The sequence below is a fragment of the Hymenobacter gelipurpurascens genome, assembly GCF_900187375.1.
In the GTDB taxonomy this organism is placed as follows: domain Bacteria; phylum Bacteroidota; class Bacteroidia; order Cytophagales; family Hymenobacteraceae; genus Hymenobacter; species Hymenobacter gelipurpurascens.
The window spans coordinates 620,979-636,600 of sequence record NZ_FYEW01000002.1; the positions used below are offsets into that span (position 1 = coordinate 620,979).

Annotated in this window: 14 protein-coding genes; 4 read left to right on the forward strand and 10 right to left on the reverse strand. The window is 55.7% G+C overall.

Translation table 11 applies throughout. From position 1 onward, the window contains the following. Positions 1–257 precede the first annotated feature (257 nt). Positions 258–1,121, reverse strand: a complete 864-nt coding sequence (locus tag CFT68_RS14410; RefSeq protein ID WP_088844251.1) for a murein L,D-transpeptidase catalytic domain family protein — start codon at positions 1,119–1,121, stop codon at positions 258–260. A 293-nt stretch (positions 1,122–1,414) separates the two neighbouring features. Between CFT68_RS14410 and hscA the strand changes: the two genes are divergently transcribed. From hscA to CFT68_RS14430, 4 genes are all read left to right on the forward strand, one after another. Then, positions 1,415–3,274, forward strand: a complete 1,860-nt coding sequence (hscA, locus tag CFT68_RS14415) for a Fe-S protein assembly chaperone HscA (RefSeq protein ID WP_088844252.1) — start codon at positions 1,415–1,417, stop codon at positions 3,272–3,274. 204 nt (positions 3,275–3,478) lie between these two features. Continuing rightward, positions 3,479–4,687 carry an anhydro-N-acetylmuramic acid kinase gene (locus tag CFT68_RS14420; RefSeq protein WP_088844253.1) on the forward strand — a complete coding sequence of 403 codons (1,209 nt, stop codon included), beginning with the start codon at positions 3,479–3,481 and terminating at the stop codon, positions 4,685–4,687. 192 nt (positions 4,688–4,879) lie between these two features. Continuing rightward, complete coding sequence (locus CFT68_RS14425) at positions 4,880–7,849, forward strand: SusC/RagA family TonB-linked outer membrane protein (RefSeq protein WP_245815401.1); 2,970 nt, start codon at positions 4,880–4,882, stop codon at positions 7,847–7,849. Between the two features lie 30 nt (positions 7,850–7,879). Then, on the forward strand, positions 7,880–9,220 hold the full coding sequence (locus CFT68_RS14430) for a RagB/SusD family nutrient uptake outer membrane protein (protein WP_141106575.1): 1,341 nt from the start codon (positions 7,880–7,882) through the stop codon (positions 9,218–9,220). An 87-nt stretch (positions 9,221–9,307) separates the two neighbouring features. Here the strand turns inward: CFT68_RS14430 and CFT68_RS14435 are convergent, their stop codons facing one another. From CFT68_RS14435 to rpmJ, 9 genes are all read right to left on the reverse strand, one after another. Next, positions 9,308–9,676: a hypothetical protein gene (locus tag CFT68_RS14435; RefSeq protein WP_141106576.1), complete on the reverse strand. Its 369-nt coding sequence runs from the start codon at positions 9,674–9,676 to the stop codon at positions 9,308–9,310. A 119-nt stretch (positions 9,677–9,795) separates the two neighbouring features. Further along, positions 9,796–10,113 (reverse strand): FtsB family cell division protein, encoded by a 318-nt coding sequence (locus CFT68_RS14440; protein WP_088844256.1) that lies wholly within the window; start codon positions 10,111–10,113, stop codon positions 9,796–9,798. Between the two features lie 154 nt (positions 10,114–10,267). Then, positions 10,268–11,539, reverse strand: coding sequence for a phosphopyruvate hydratase (gene eno, locus CFT68_RS14445; protein ID WP_088845094.1), 1,272 nt, complete (start codon positions 11,537–11,539; stop codon positions 10,268–10,270). A 343-nt stretch (positions 11,540–11,882) separates the two neighbouring features. Continuing rightward, on the reverse strand, positions 11,883–12,455 hold the full coding sequence (gene rplQ / locus CFT68_RS14450) for a 50S ribosomal protein L17 (RefSeq protein ID WP_088844257.1): 573 nt from the start codon (positions 12,453–12,455) through the stop codon (positions 11,883–11,885). A gap of 217 nt (positions 12,456–12,672) precedes the next feature. Continuing rightward, positions 12,673–13,662, reverse strand: coding sequence for a DNA-directed RNA polymerase subunit alpha (locus tag CFT68_RS14455; RefSeq protein WP_088844258.1), 990 nt, complete (start codon positions 13,660–13,662; stop codon positions 12,673–12,675). 149 nt (positions 13,663–13,811) lie between these two features. After that, positions 13,812–14,417 carry a 30S ribosomal protein S4 gene (gene rpsD, locus CFT68_RS14460; RefSeq protein WP_088844259.1) on the reverse strand — a complete coding sequence of 202 codons (606 nt, stop codon included), beginning with the start codon at positions 14,415–14,417 and terminating at the stop codon, positions 13,812–13,814. 128 nt (positions 14,418–14,545) lie between these two features. Next, the gene (rpsK, locus tag CFT68_RS14465; protein ID WP_022822149.1) at positions 14,546–14,938 is read right to left on the reverse strand and encodes a 30S ribosomal protein S11; all 393 of its coding nucleotides are present in this window, start codon (positions 14,936–14,938) and stop codon (positions 14,546–14,548) included. 73 nt (positions 14,939–15,011) lie between these two features. Next, positions 15,012–15,389 (reverse strand): 30S ribosomal protein S13, encoded by a 378-nt coding sequence (rpsM, locus tag CFT68_RS14470; protein WP_044016055.1) that lies wholly within the window; start codon positions 15,387–15,389, stop codon positions 15,012–15,014. 113 nt (positions 15,390–15,502) lie between these two features. Further along, a complete protein-coding gene (rpmJ, locus tag CFT68_RS14475; protein WP_044016053.1) occupies positions 15,503–15,619 on the reverse strand; it encodes a 50S ribosomal protein L36 in 117 nt (38 codons plus the stop codon). Between the last annotated feature and the right edge of the window lie 3 nt (positions 15,620–15,622).

The window sequence follows — 15,622 nt, forward strand, 5'->3', positions numbered from 1 at the left end:
AGTTTTTTTAGCTGAACTGTATAATTCACACGGTGAAGTAATACTTCTTCGCTGTGAACATACATTAGATGAATTATAATTATTTCAATATTTTATTTAATAGTATTAATTAAAAAAGTTAACTACTTGATTATCATTTAGTTATGATATTATAAAATGGTACTATATACGGGTAATAGCTAGTAAGTGGTTTGCTCGAACAAGAGAATAATCTATAATACATCGGAATGCTACTATTTATTGTTGAGCTCAGCACATTAGTGCCACCCGTGCGCAGCAAGCTGCTCAGCGGCTATGGTTGTATCTAACCATTTAGACACAACGCTTGGACCGCTCAAGTATAGGCATCCTCCTTCTCCTACTGTCTCAATAATGGCGCGGTACTTATCAGGTGGCAAGGCAGGGCAGCCGCGGCTGTACCCTGCTTGTCCATAGCGCTGCAGGTATTGTTGGCTCACGTAGTCAGCGGCGTGTAGCACCACATAGCGGCGCAGGGCATTGTCGTTCTGGCCTACATCCAGGCCACGCAACCGGCGCGAGAGGCCATGCTTGCCGTGGTAGGTATCCTGTGTGCGGTAGAACCCCATGGCGGTGCAGGCCGATTTCATTACGTTGGAAAAGCGCTCCGCGCGCAGCTTGCCGGAACCACGCCCATGCGCCACATGGCTCCGATGCAGGACTTTACCGGCCTTCAGATCCAGCACCCACAAGCGTTTTTCAGAAGAAGGCATGTCCATATCGGCAACGGCCAGGATACCGGGTTGGCTCAGGCGGCCGGCTTTGCGCAGATTCAGGTAGCCGATGCAGGCCCGCTCGAATACAGCTAGCCGTAGGCCAGTAGCCTCTGCACCGAAAGCGCTGTAGAGCTCCTGGATTTGCTGATGCACGGCACCAGGAACATTGGGCAGCAACGCAACAGGCACAGGCTGCAACGAGTCTGAAGACGCAGTAGCAACAGAATCGGGGGCTATTGCCGAGGTGCTATAGGCTTTTGTGGCAGCGGCAGTTCCTGCAGTAGTTTCGCCTACTGAAGTCTGGCAGGCTGGCAAGAGGCATAACAGGCTAAGGGTAGCGGCCCACTGTACAGGCCTAGCGGGTAGCAAACGGAGCAGTGGGTTCATAGCGCGCAACACGATTCTGCCCGAAAGTCCGGATTTGCCTGTCCGAATACAAGCCTGCTGACTCCGGATTGCCGATGCAAGGCATCAGAGTGGCCTAGAAAGCAGCTTAGGTGTTGTAGGAAAGGAGGCGACGGACAGGAACACCCAGGCCCGATAGGCCTAGGCCGCTCGAAACCCACCGCCCGGCAGGCCGTTTTCTTCGCTACTTTTGTGCTTTCCGGGCGGGTTGGCTGTTGTAGCTTTTTTCGCCCCTCATTTCGCTTATTCCGCGTGCTATTGCGCGCCGCTCACCTATGGCCAAAGTCGCAATTAATCTTTCTACCGGGAGCCTGCAACAGGAAGAAATCATCGTTGGTATCGACCTGGGCACCACCAACTCCCTGGTGGCCTACATCCACCCCGACACCCGCCAGCCGCTGGCCATCAATGACCAGGGACGCGGTACCATCGTGCCTTCGGTGGTGCACTTTCCGCAGGGTGGCGAAGACCCTATTGTGGGCACCGATGCCAAGAGCTACCTGCTCACCGACCCACAGAACACAATTTATTCTGTGAAGCGCCTGTTGGGCAAGTCGTACCAGGACCTAGGCCAGCACGCGGCTGATTTGGGCTATAAGGTCATCGACGACAACTCCGAAAGCCTAGTGAAAATCCGGGTCGGTGATAAGTTCTACTCTCCTATCGAGCTATCGGCGGAGATCCTGAAGGAGCTGCGCACCCGCGCCGAGCACGCCCTCAAAACGCCCGTGAACAAGGCCGTGATTACGGTGCCGGCTTACTTTAATGATTCCCAGCGCCAAGCCACCCGCGATGCCGGCCGCTTGGCTGGCCTGGAGGTTTTGCGCATTGTGAATGAGCCTACCGCCGCGGCACTGGCCTACGGCATTGGTCTTTCGCCGGATGAGGAGAAAACTGTGGCCGTGTACGACCTGGGAGGCGGCACTTTTGACGTAAGCATTCTGCGGATTCAGCAGGGCATTTTTGAAGTACTGAGCACCAACGGTGACACTTACCTCGGCGGTGATGATATTGACCGCGCCATCATCGACTATTGGAGCGGCGAATACCAGCTCTCCACAGTGCTGTTCAATAATGGTGGCGCTCAGCAGGAGTTGCGGCTGCTGGCCGAGTCAGCTAAGAAGCACCTGAGCCAGAATGAAGATTTTTCGGCGGAGTTTGGCGGCACTACGCTGCCGCTCACTAAGGCCAAGTTCAATGAGCTGGTAGGGCCCTTGGTGGAGCGCACCTTGGTATCGTGCCGGCAGGCCCTGGCCGATGCCAAACTGACGCCACAAGACCTGAATGCCGTGCTGCTCGTAGGCGGCTCTACCCGCGTGCCGCTGGTGTACGATTCTGTTTCGGAGTTCTTCCAGCAGCCGGCCAACAATTCCCTGAACCCCGACGAAGTGGTGGCCCTGGGTGCAGCCATCCAGGCCGACATCTTGGCCGGCAACCGCCGCGACGTGCTGCTGCTCGACGTAACGCCCCTGACGCTAGGCATCGAAACGCTGGGTGGCCTGATGGACCCCATCATCCCGCGCAACTCCAAAATCCCGACCAAAGCCGGCCGCCAATACACTACCTCGGTAGATGGACAGGTGAACCTGAAGATATCGGTGTACCAGGGTGAACGGGATTTGGTGAAGGAAAACCGCAAACTGGCCGAGTTCGACCTGCGCGGCATTCCGGCTATGCCGGCTGGCCTTCCGAAGGTAGACGTGAATTTTATCCTGAACGCCGACGGCATCCTGAAAGTAGAAGCTATCGAGCTACGCTCTAATACGCGCCAGGCCGTGGAAATCAAGCCGCAGTATGGCCTCACCGATGAGCAGGTGGAGCAGATGCTGATGGACTCGATGACCCACGCCCGCGAGGATATTGCGGCCCGCATGGTAATTGAGGCCCGCACCGTGGCCGAGCAGATGCTTTACCAAGTAGAGCGCTTCGTGAGCAAAAACGGCCAGCACCTCACTTCTGAGGAAACTACCCAAACCAATGCCGGCGTGGAAAAACTTAAGGCTGCGCTTGCCACGCAGGATAAGGACACCATTCTGAAGGCGGTGGATGAACTGGAAGAACTGACTCGTCCGTTTGCTGAGCGTGTGATGAACATCAGCATCAGCCAGGCTATGGCCGGTAAGAAGATCGAATAATTGATAACAAGTGAGCAAAAGGCTACACAGCCACTCACTATAGCGCGTTTATACGGAAGGGCTCTACCGCATGCTGGTAGAGCCCTTTTGCTTTCTTTACGTTCTGCTATGCCCCTACCAAGCCCCGATTTAGTAATAAGTGGTACAAAATATATTTTAGGCTAGGGAACCCAGTAGTAAACGGCACAAATCAATGCTTCACATATGAACCAGCACCTCGCCCGCTTGTATAAAATTGCTCAGCAGCCAAGTCGGCGCATTATTGGGCTCATGTCTGGCACTTCCCTGGATGGGCTGGATGTGGCGCTGTGCCGCCTGCATGGGCACGGCACCAATACGCGGCTGGAGCTAGAGCAGTTTGCGACAGTGGCCTACGATGAAGATGTGCGCTACCGCATTCGGCAGGTGTTTGCGCGGCCGCAGGTGAGCCTGGAATACCTGACGCTGCTGAACCCGTGGCTAGGCCAGTTGCACGCCGATATGATTCTGCAATGCCTGCTAAAGTGGCATATTTCCCCGCAGGAAGTAGACCTGGTAGCCAGTCACGGCCAAACGGTGTACCACGCGCCCCAGCATCAGCACCAGAACCCTGACTTTCCGTTGAATGCCACCCTGCAAATCGGCGACGGAGACCAGGTGGCGGTGCGCACCGGCATCATTACGCTCAGCGACTTTCGGCAGAAGCACATTGCCGCTGGCGGTGAAGGGGCCCCGCTGGCCGCTTACGGCGACTACCTTCTCCTCAGCAGCGCCGAGGAAGAACGCCTGTTGCTCAACCTCGGCGGTATTGCCAACTTCACCTACCTGCCCCGCGCTGGCCAGGATGCCAGCACCGCCTTCAGCACCGATACGGGCCCCGGCAATACCCTGCTTGATGCCACCGTGCGTGCCCACCGTCCCGAACTGGCCTACGATGAGGACGGGCGCTTAGCCAGCCTAGGCCAGGTACATGAGGGACTGTTGAACGAGTTGCTAGGCCACCCATTCTTCGCGGCCACGCTGCCTAAAACCACCGGCCCGGAGCTATTTGGCCCCGCTTATCTGCAACAGGCGCAGGAACGCACCGGCACCACTGGCCTAGGGCTGGAAGATACGCTGGCGACTCTCACGGAGCTGAGCGCCCACGGGGTAGCGCAGGCAGCCAAGCAAGTGTTTGGCTCTAAGCCCGCGCTGGCCGTGTATGCCAGTGGAGGCGGTGCCCATAACCCGGCATTACAGTCAGCCTTGCGGCGGCATCTCCCAGCCTGCCGATTTGCTACTACCGACGTGCTGGGCGTGCTGCCCGATGCCAAGGAGGCCATTCTGTTTGCGCTGCTAGCCAATGAAGCTGTAGCCGGCCAGCCCGTGAGTATAGGTGCCGGTCGGCAACGGGTGCCGGCCGTGAGTATGGGCAAAATTTCTTTTCCTGGATAAGACTTACATTATAAAGCACAATTAATCCTTCTTTTTACTATGTTTAATGGCTTGCTGCCGGCTTTTCTAGGCCAGTAGCAAGCCGTTCTTTTTCACCGTAACTCTCTCCCTATGCCACACGCCTACCCTCCTGCCGGGCGCCAGAGTCATTGGACTTGGCGGCTAGCTCTGCTCCTGCTTTTGCTTGGACTGGTGCTGCCAGCCGCAGCGCAGAATACCCGCTACACCATTCGGGGCCGCGTACTGGATGCTCGCTCTGAACCGCTGCCAGGCGCTACGGTGCGCCTGCTCAACACGGTGCTGGGGGCCAGCTCCGATGTAGAGGGCCGCTTTGAGGTGACATCCAGCCTGGCACCCGGCAACTACCAGCTGGAAATCAGCTCGGTGGGCTACAGCCCCGTGCGGCGGAGAGTGACATTAGGCACGGAAACCACCGTCACGGTTCCGGACGTGACCTTGAACGAAGATCTGGTTCAGCTCAATGATATCGTAGTGACGGGCACTTCTGTGGCCACCAGCAAGAAGCAGCTCGGCAATACCATTGCCACCGTTTCGGGAGAACAACTACGCACGACGGTGCCCACCCAGATTGATCAGGCGTTGCAGGGTAAGTTTGCGGGAGTGCAGATTACCCAGAACTCGGGAAATCCGGCCGGCGGCATTTCGGTGCGCCTGCGTGGGCCTAGCACCGTGGCGGGCTCCTCCGACCCACTCTACATAATCGACGGGGTTATCATTAACAACGACTCGCCTCAGCTGCTCGACTTGGGCGGCTACGCCCAAAACCGCCTCGTTGATATCAGCCCCAACGATATTGACCGGATTGAGGTGATTAAGGGGGCGGCAGCGGCGGCTATCTATGGGTCGCGGGCATCCAACGGGGTAGTGCAGATTTTCACGAAGCGCGGCAAGGAAGGTAAGCCTCAGGTCACGGTATCGTCGCAGTTCTTGACCTCCCAAATCCGTAAAACCCTAGACTACAACCAGTATCCCTTCCGCTTCACCAACACGATTGCCACTGATTTGAGCCAAGTGCCGGTGCAGCGCTACGACTACCAAAAGGATATTTTCCGCACCGCAATCGGCACGGATAACTACGTATCGGTGACGGGCGGCAGTACGGGCACTAAGTATTTTGCCTCTGGCAACTATTTCAATAACCAGGGTATTGTCAAGAGCACCGATTTCAACCGCGGGGGCGGCCGGCTGCGGCTACAGCAAACGCTAGGCTCGAAAGCCAGCCTGAGCGTAGGTACCAACTATTCGCTGAGCCAAAGCCGGGAAGTGCCGAACGGCGGCATCAATGAGGCCTATGGCGCCCTCACGGGCTTTATCTTCTCTAACAACTTCATTGACCCCAGCCCCGACCCCATTACCGGCCGCTACCCCAGCACCGCGCTGAACATTGCGCGCACGAACCCCCTAGAGGCCATCAACCGCTTCAACTTCCGCCAGCGCACCTCCCGCTTCATCGGCGATGCGCAGCTGAACCTAACGCCCTTCGCCGGCTTCACCATCGACTATGTGCTGGGCTATGACGCCAGCACCCAGGTAGCTACCGGCTTCATCCCGACCAACAGCACGGCGCCGACCTATACCACTGGCCTAGCCCGCCGCGCCGACCGCACCTCCTTCCTTGTCAACAATGACCTGACCTTCAGCTACAAGCGCGATTTTACGGAGTGGCTGGCCAGCACTACCACGGCCGGCGGCACACTGCAGTATGAGCGGGCCCTTTCTACCGGTATTCAGTCCATCAATCTGGCGCCGGTGGTAGAAGTCATCAATGGCACGACAGTAGCCGGGGAAGAGCGCACGGAGCGTACCATTCAGGGCGCCTTTATCCAGCAGACGTTTGGGTTCTATAACCGGCTGTTCCTGACTGCAGCCGCTCGCGTGGATGCCGCCTCGGTGTACGGCGCAAACAACCGCACGCAGTTTTACCCCAAGCTCAGCGGCTCCTACGTGGTATCGGAGGAGAATTTCTGGAAGGAAGGTGGCCTAGCCCGCCTCATTCCGCAGTTCAAGCTGCGCGCTTCCTACGGCGAAGCCGGCAACCTCACGGCCATTGGCTCTTACCAGCGCTTCACCAACTTCAACCCCTTGATTCAGGGGACGCTGCCGGGCCTGGGCACCTCTACCCTGCAAGGCAACAACAACCTGAAGCCGGAGCGCCAGAAAGAGTTTGAATTCGGTACCGATCTGAGTTTGCTCAACGACCGGATAGGCATTGAGTTTTCTTACTATAATAAGCGGGTGCAGGACCTGCTGCTGCAGCGCGACCTGAACTTCAGCTCGGGCTTTCTCAACCGTTTCGATAATATTGGCAACATGCGCAACCGGGGCGTAGAACTGCTGGTGCGCGCTACGGCCGTAAAATCGGAGGCCGTTACCTGGAACATTACGGGCACGTTTACGCATAATAAGAACCGCATCACCAACATTCCAGGCGGGGTCGTGACTTTCCCCAACGGGTTCGGACTGGTGGCGGGAGTTGAGGGTTATCCGCTGGGCACTTACTACGGCACTTACTCGGCCCGCAACCCCGATGGGTCTCTGTTGCTCACACCGGGCGGCCTACCCCAGCGCGAACGAGGCGTACAAGGCACCTTCGGGGCCGCCAACACGCCGCAGCGGGCCGCCGATGGCCAGCCCTCGGGCGCGCTACTGAACGGCGTGCTCGGCGACCCGAACCCGCGCTACGTGGCCTCGCTCATCAACGAGGTGGGCTTGCTCAATGGCCGCCTTTCCTTACGGGTGCAGTTTGATACCCAGCAGGATTTCGACGTGTTCAACTTCACCCAGCGCGTGGGCAGCCGTGATATTTTCGGAGGCCTAGCTCAGTATGAGCCAGAGCTGCGCGGCGACGTACCGAAGGGTACCAGCGTGGCCACTTACAACACCTTCGATCGGTGGATTGAAGATGGTTCTTTCATCAAGCTGCGTGAAGCCTCCATCAGTTACCTGCTCAAGCCCAAATTTCTGGGCATGCGGGACCTGCGCTTTTCCGTGGCCGGCCGCAACCTGTGGGTGATTACCGACTACAGCGGCTACGACCCCGAAGTAAGTGCCGCCGGCCAGAGCAATGCCGTACGTGGCTTTGACTTCGTGGAGGTGCCCATCCCCCGCTCCGTGTCGGTGGGCTTCAACGCGTCGTTTTAACTAATTCTCTGACTTTGCTTTTCTACCGATATGCGTCACTTTCTACCTAGGCCACGTCGCCTGCTGGCCGCCTTACTGCTCGGAGGGCTGCTGCTGGGCACCGCTGCTTGCGACCTAGAACTTGCTAACCCTAACGCTGCCACCGACGCGCAAACGCTCACCACGCGTGAAGGTCTTTTTGCCTTGAGTGTAGGCCTACGCCAAATTTACTCTACGGCAGCCCTGGAGCCCATCATCCTGACTACTGGCACCACCAGCCGGGAGGTAAAAGGCATTACCACTTTTTTCAATATCACCGAGTTGGAGCAAGGTGGGGCGCAGCTTTCCCCCAGCAACGCGAATACCTCGGCCCTGTTCGCTCGCAATTACCGGGTTGTGCTCATTGCAGACCAACTGATTGCGGCCGCTCCCATAGTATTTTCGGCTGATGCTGCGGCCCGCAGCGGTGTACTGTCCCATGCCTACTTGTTTAAAGCGGCGGCCCTGGCCGGCGTGGCACTGGGCTTTGAGCAGGGGCCGCTAAGCGCCGAAGCAGCGCCCACATTTGTGCCGCGGCAACAGCTTTTGCAGGAAGCTATTCGCCTGCTTGATTTGGCGGCCCAGGAGTTGGCCACTACCCCACCTTCTGCAGAATTTAACACGCAGGTAATAGGGCCCGATTTTAACCTACCGAATACGGTACAGGCCTACAGGGCCCGCTTCAACCTGATGGCCGGCAACTACACAGCTGCCTTGGCTGCTGCCAACCTGGTGAACCTGACAGTGCGTTCGGCTTTCACTTATTCCACGCAAAACCCAAATCCGGTCTACCAGTTCACTATTCTGCCCGGCACCAACTTCCGCCCCCGCGACCGGTTTGGCCTGCCTGCTAGCCTCGTAGAGTCCGGCGACGGCCGCTTGGCGTTTTACCTGACTGGCCCCGTAGTAGCAGACAACAACAACGGTAGCACAGATAACATCCGCAGCCTCGCTGGCTTCTTCACCAGCCAGACCAGCCCCATTCCAGCCTACCTGCCCGACGAAATGCGCCTGATTCGGGCAGAGGCGAACCTGCGGGCCGCTACGCCCAATATTGCGGCAGCCCTCACCGACATCAATGCCGTGCGCACCCAAACTACCGGCGACCCATTTGGCGTGTATGCTGCCCTACCCGCTTATTCGGGCCCGCAAACGGTAGATGCCCTGCTGCTGGAAGTGTACAAGCAACGGAGCGCCGAGCTGTTCCTGAGTGGCCTACGCCTGGACGACAGCCGCCGCTTTGGCCGGCCGGCCCCACCGACTACGCTCACTGAGCGCACCCGCAATTTCTACCCATATCCGCAGCAAGAGCGCGTCAACAACCCCAATACGCCAGCTGACCCTGCCATCTAACGAGTTGCTTCCTCTACACCACAAGGCCCTTCCCAGCAATTTGGAAAGGGCCTTGTCATTAGAAGAGGTGGCCTAGAAAGCTACAATTTACTTCGGTGGCGCTACCAGCGGCACTAAGCCGAAGCCTAGTATTTGCCGGGCTGTAGAGTCGCGGAAGGTAACGTCAAGCTGGAAGTGTGGATATGCCTGCACCGTATCTGCTTTGAAAGAAAACGCTACAAATGGCTGTGGCTTTTGCGTATCGCGGAGGCGGTAGCCTAGCTTATACAGGCTAATGGTAGGCCCAAACTGCTTCGCCTGCTGATAAAGCGGATCGGCGGCCACGCGAAATTGCTGCACGGATAGGCCTTGCCGTACTTCAGGCGCCAAACAGCCGTAGGCCACTGCCCATTCGCCACGGGCCACGGCCAGCAGAAACTGCCGGGCCACCTGTATTTGTGAGGCGGGCGTTTGCACCGGTCGTGCCAGTAGAGGCCCGAACGAGAACAGCCCTAGTACGATCAGCCATGCAGCGCTTTTTCGAAATACAATCATCCAGCACGGAGGGCAACTACCACGCCACAAGCAAAGGGGGCCTAGTCTTGCTTTTCCTGTGGCACCAGCACGAATACGTCTTCGCCAGGGCGCTTCATAATGTACTTTTCCCGGGCAAACTTTTCCAGAAGTTCCGGGCTGCTGAGCAGTTCCGCCCGGTCTTTTTTCACCTTGTCGATTTCGCGCAGGTAGTACTCCTTGTCCGTGCGTAGCTCCTGCCATTTGGCGTACATGTCGTACTGCTTCACGAAGTCGTTGGCATCGAACACGAACATCCAGACCAGAAAACCCAGACCGGCCAGGAAGTAGAAGCTGCGCAGAAAGCGCGGCACCCGGCTGAATGCATCGGAGAAGCTCATAGCAAGAAGGACGGAATGAATAGAAGTTGCGGCGTTTCGATTGCCTGACTCTACAAATATCATGATTTCGGCCAATACCACCGCAACACAAAACGGTGCCGCCACCCGAAGGCAACGGCACCGCTTACATCAGTGACTTCGGTAAGCCGCCGAATTACATTTTGCGGCCTGGGAAGTAGGCCACTTCACCCAGTTCCTCCTCAATGCGGAGGAGTTGGTTGTACTTCGACATCCGGTCAGAACGCGAAGCCGAGCCTGTCTTGATCTGGCCCGTGTTCAGCGCTACTGCCAGGTCAGCAATAGTGTTGTCTTCAGTCTCACCCGAGCGGTGACTCATGATGCTCTTGTAGCCGTTGCGACGGCCCAGGTTGATGGCGTCGATAGTTTCCGACAGCGTACCGATCTGGTTTACTTTGATGAGGATGGCGTTGGCAATCTGCTCATCAATGCCCCGCTGCAGGCGGTTTACGTTGGTCACAAACAGGTCGTCGCCTACCAGTTGCGTAGTCGAGCCGATGCTGTTGGTGAGGTCTTTCCAGCCGCTCCAGTCGTCCTCGTCCATGCCATCTTCGATGCTCACGATGGGGTACTTCTTGGTCCAGTCGGTCCAGTAGGCCACCATCTCCGATGACGTCAGCTTGTCGCCGGTGCTCTTCTTGAAGTGGTAATGCCCATCAGAGTAGAACTCAGACGCCGCTGCATCCATGGCAATCATCACGTCGTCGCCGGGCTTGTAGCCAGCCGTTTCAATGGCCTGGATGACAATCTTAATAGCGTCTTCGTTGGATTTGATGTTCGGAGCGAAACCGCCTTCATCGCCCACGTTCGTGCTTAGGCCTTGCTTCTTGAGCACATTTTTGAGGTGATGGAAGATTTCGGTACCCCAGCGCAGCGCCTCCGAGAACGATGGAGCACCCACCGGCATAATCATGAACTCCTGGAAGTCGATGCTGTTGTCAGCGTGTGAGCCACCATTTAGGATGTTCATCATCGGAACGGGCAGCGTGGTAGCATTTACGCCGCCCACGTAGCGGTACAGCGGCATGCCAGCCTCAGCGGCAGCAGCACGGGCAATAGCCAACGAAGCACCTAGAATGGCGTTAGCGCCCAGGTTCGCCTTATTGGGCGTACCGTCCATCTCCAGCATGATTTTGTCGAGCAAGCCTTGCTCAAACACCGAGAATCCGATTAGCTCTTCAGCAATTTTGCTGTTCACGTTTTCCACAGCCTTCAGCACCCCTTTGCCCATGTACTTCGACTTATCGTCGTCGCGCAGCTCTACGGCTTCATGTTTGCCAGTAGAAGCTCCAGAGGGTACAGCAGCACGGCCTACGGTGCCGCTTTCAGTGGTCACGTCCACCTCAATGGTTGGGTTACCGCGCGAATCGAAAATCTGCCGGGCGTGGATTTCGGTGATAATGCTCATGAGAAATGGGTTGAATTGGAAGAATAGAGTGGCTTGGGAATTTTCACAACCCACGACTATGTTAGCCTGGTTGCGTTGGGGCGGCAAGGTACTCAATTGGACCTTTTTGCCCAGTACGAAATCCGGGTAGTGCAAAGCCAGCATCAGAAAAAGACAAGAGGGCACAGTGTAGTCCACCTGTCCTTCCCTCTACTATCGCTGACGGCCTTTTCCTTACTGCATAACTAGGCAATAGGTATTTTGAGTGATATCGATAGGGCGCCGTGCTGGTATAACTGGCCTAGAAAGAAAAAGGGACGTACCTCACGGCACGTCCCTTTTTCTTTCTTAAGAATTGCTAACCTTACGAAGCAGCTTCCTCGTCAGCTTTAGCTTCGTCGCGAGTCTCGCCTTCTTTTACCGTAGTGGTAGCAGTATCAGCGGGAGCAGCAGTTTCAACTACAGCAGCCGGAGCTACCGCTTCGCCAGCAGGAGCATCAGCCTTTTTCTTGCTGCGCGAACGACGCGTAGTGGTAGCCTTAGCTTCACCAGCAGTCTTAGTCTCCAACAACGTCTCGTTGAAGTCTACTAGCTCGATGATGCACATCTCAGCGTTGTCACCCAGACGGGTAGCGCTCAGCTTGATGATGCGGGTATAGCCACCGGGACGGGTACCGATTTTAGCGGATACCGTGCCGAACAGCTCTTTCAGGGTCTCTTTGTTCTCCAGAACTGAGAAAACAAGACGACGTGAATGCGTAGTATCGCTCTTGGCTTTGGTCAGCAGGGGCTCAACGAACTTGCGCAGAGCTTTAGCTTTAGCAACCGTCGTGGTCACGCGCTTGTGCATGATCAGCGAAGAAGCCATGTTCGAAAGCATGGCATTGCGGTGCGAGGCCGTGCGGCCGAGGTGGTTGATGGTTTTACCGTGACGCATAAAAAAAAGAATGTGTGGGCTTGCGAACGACGACCACGGCGGAAAGCAAGGCGCTAGGCCACTTTCTCATTAGAACCGTCATCCCTTGGGCTCACTAGTTAAGGGAAGTATGAAATTGGAGTGCAAAGGTACAGAATACCCAGACACAAAAAAGGTGCTGAGATGAAATAGTGCGCTAGGCCACCTTCTCATTCTCAGCACCTTTCTTTAAAGAACTCTATTCTTCGTCGAGCTTGTACTTGCCCAGGTCCATGCCGAAGGTTAGGCCTTTCTCCTCTACGAGGTTTTCCAGCTCAGTCAGCGACTTCTTACCGAAGTTGCGGAACTTCATCATGTCCGCCATGTCCAGCTGCACAAGGTCGCCGAGCGTCTTGATGTCAGCGGCCTTGAGGCAGTTGTAAGCGCGTACGCTCAAGTCCATGTCCGCCAGTGGCGTCTTCAGAACTTTACGCATGTGCAGCGTCTCTTCATCCACCGTCTCTTCTTCTTCAGCTTTTGCTGTTTCGAAGGTCATCGTGCTGTCCGAGAACAGCATGAAGTGCTGAATGAGAATGTTGGCCGCACCTTTCAGCGCATCCTCTGGGTGGATAGAACCGTCTGTGTGAATCTCGATCAAGAGCTTCTCATAGTCAGTCTTTTGCTCCACGCGAGTATTCTCGATGCTATACTTTACGTTTTTGATAGGCGTAAAGATGGCATCGATAGCAATCTGACCGAAGATCTGGTCAGCAGGCTTGTTTTCCTCGGCAGGAACGTAGCCACGACCTTTCTGTACCGTAAACTCAAACTCGAGTTCGATATTGGGGTCAATGTTACAAATTACCAAGTCCGGGTTAAGCACCTGGAAACCATTGGTGAACTTGTTGATTTCACCCGCCGTGAATGTATCCTGGCCCTTGATACGAACCGTGATTTTGTCCTCAATGGCGTCGCTGACCTTCTTGAAGCGCACTTGCTTCAAGTTCAGAATGATCTCGGACATATCCTCAATCACCCCTTCGATGGTCATGAACTCATGCAGAACGCTGCTGGTGCGGACCGACGTGATGGCGTAGCCCTCTAGCGACGACAGCAGGATGCGGCGCAAAGCGTTGCCGATCGTGACGCCGTAGCCTTTCTCCAGCGGTTTAAATTCAAACGTTCCGTAGAAGTCGTCAGATTTCTCCATCACGACCTTCTCCGGCATTTGAAAAGCTAAGATTGACATAAGTGGGGCGGTTTGAAGTAGTGAATAGCAGGTGGTAAGAATGCGACTAATCTAGCCTAATTCCTTACCGCCTGCTACCCAAATCCATTTATAACAAGGAAAAAAGTCGAAGCAGGAAAACGGCCCAGGATCCTGGGCCGCTTTCGTTATTACTTCGAGTAAAGCTCGACGATGAGCTGCTCCGTGATTTTCTCCGGAATCAGGTCACGCGAGGGGGCGTTGAGGAACTTGCCCACCATATCCTTGCCGTCCCACTCCAGCCACGAGAAAGCACGGGCATTGCGGGCGCTTAGGCTGGTAACGATAGCCTCCAACGACTTCGACTTCTCACGAACGGCAACAACGTCGCCAGCACGGAGTTTGTACGAAGCAATGTTTACTACCTCGCCGTTAACGGTGATGTGCTTGTGCAGAACGAGCTGACGAGCAGCACGGCGTGTTGGAGCAATGCCCAAACGGTATACCGTGTTGTCCAGACGAGCCTCCAGCAAAGCCAGCAGGTTATCGCCGGTGATGCCAGGCATGGTAGCAGCTTTGTGGAACAGGTTCTCAAACTGCTTTTCCAGGACGCCATACATGTACTTCACTTTCTGCTTCTCCATCAACTGGACAGCGTACTCGCTCTGTTTCTTACGACGGCCACGACCATGTTGGCCGGGGGGGTATGCTTTCTTGGTGAGTGCCTTGCTTGGGCCGAAGATCGGCTCATTGAAGCGACGGGCAATCTTGGTTTTAGGACCAGTATAACGTGCCATTTCGGGGATGTTGTGTGATGTGGGGGTTGAACCGCGTGTGTCGGACCTCGGAGGCGCACCTTACAAAGGAGAAAAAGCGCATCAGAAATCCGACACCGGTGGCCTACAACGTAGGCCTGTTCAATTAACTAAACGCGACGACGTTTGGGAGGACGGCAGCCATTGTGGGGCAGCGGCGTCACGTCCTTGATGGTCGTTACCTCAATACCCACGTTACCCAGCGTACGAATAGCCGACTCACGGCCTGCGCCCGGACCCTTCACGAATACCTCGGCTTTACGCATGCCCAAATCATGAGCTACTTTGCCGCAGTCCGTAGCAGCCATTTGAGCTGCATAGGGGGTGTTCTTCTTAGAACCCCGGAATCCCATCTTACCAGCCGAAGCCCAGGAGATTACCTGACCATTGTTGTTGGTAATGGAGATGATGATGTTGTTGAACGAGGCCTTGATGTGAACCTGGCCTACTGGCTCAACAACGACAACGCGCTTCTTGGCTTTGTCTTTTCTTTTTTGTGCCATTTGGTTATCGCAAAATCTACAGGAGTTGTTGAAGTGCAGCTTTGAAAAACTGCACTTCGATTCCCGTTAAGGTTTATTTAGTAGCCTTCTTCTTGCCAGCAACGGTCTTACGCTTGCCCTTACGGGTACGCGAGTTGTTCTTGGTACGCTGACCACGAACTGGCAGACCTTTGCGATGACGCAGACCACGGTAGCAACCGATGTCCATCAGGCGCTTAATGTTCAGCTGCACTTCTGAGCGCAGCACACCTTCGGTTTTGAATTCAGCAGCAATTACGCTACGGATTTCACCAGCCTCTGCTTCTGTCCAGTCTTTCACCTTCTTATTCAGGTCTACACCTGCTTTCGTTAGGATCTGCTGGGCCGAAGGACGACCGATGCCGAAAATGTAGGTCAGCGCGATTTCACCGCGCTTGTTGTCTGGGATGTCTACCCCTGCAATACGAGCCATGTGTTGAGTTTGGGTTTTTGGCGAGTTAGGGTCTTGGGGACCTGGTTTAGGTTAGGACAGTTTTCCTTCAAAAACCAAGTCCTTAGGACCCGAAGTCCCCAACTTCCAGTTGACTAGCCCTGACGCTGTTTGTAGCGAGGGTTCTTTTTGTTGATAACGTAGAGCTTGCCGTTGCGGCGGACCAGCTTGCAGTCAACACTACGCTTCTTAACCGAGGTTTTGACTTTCATGTC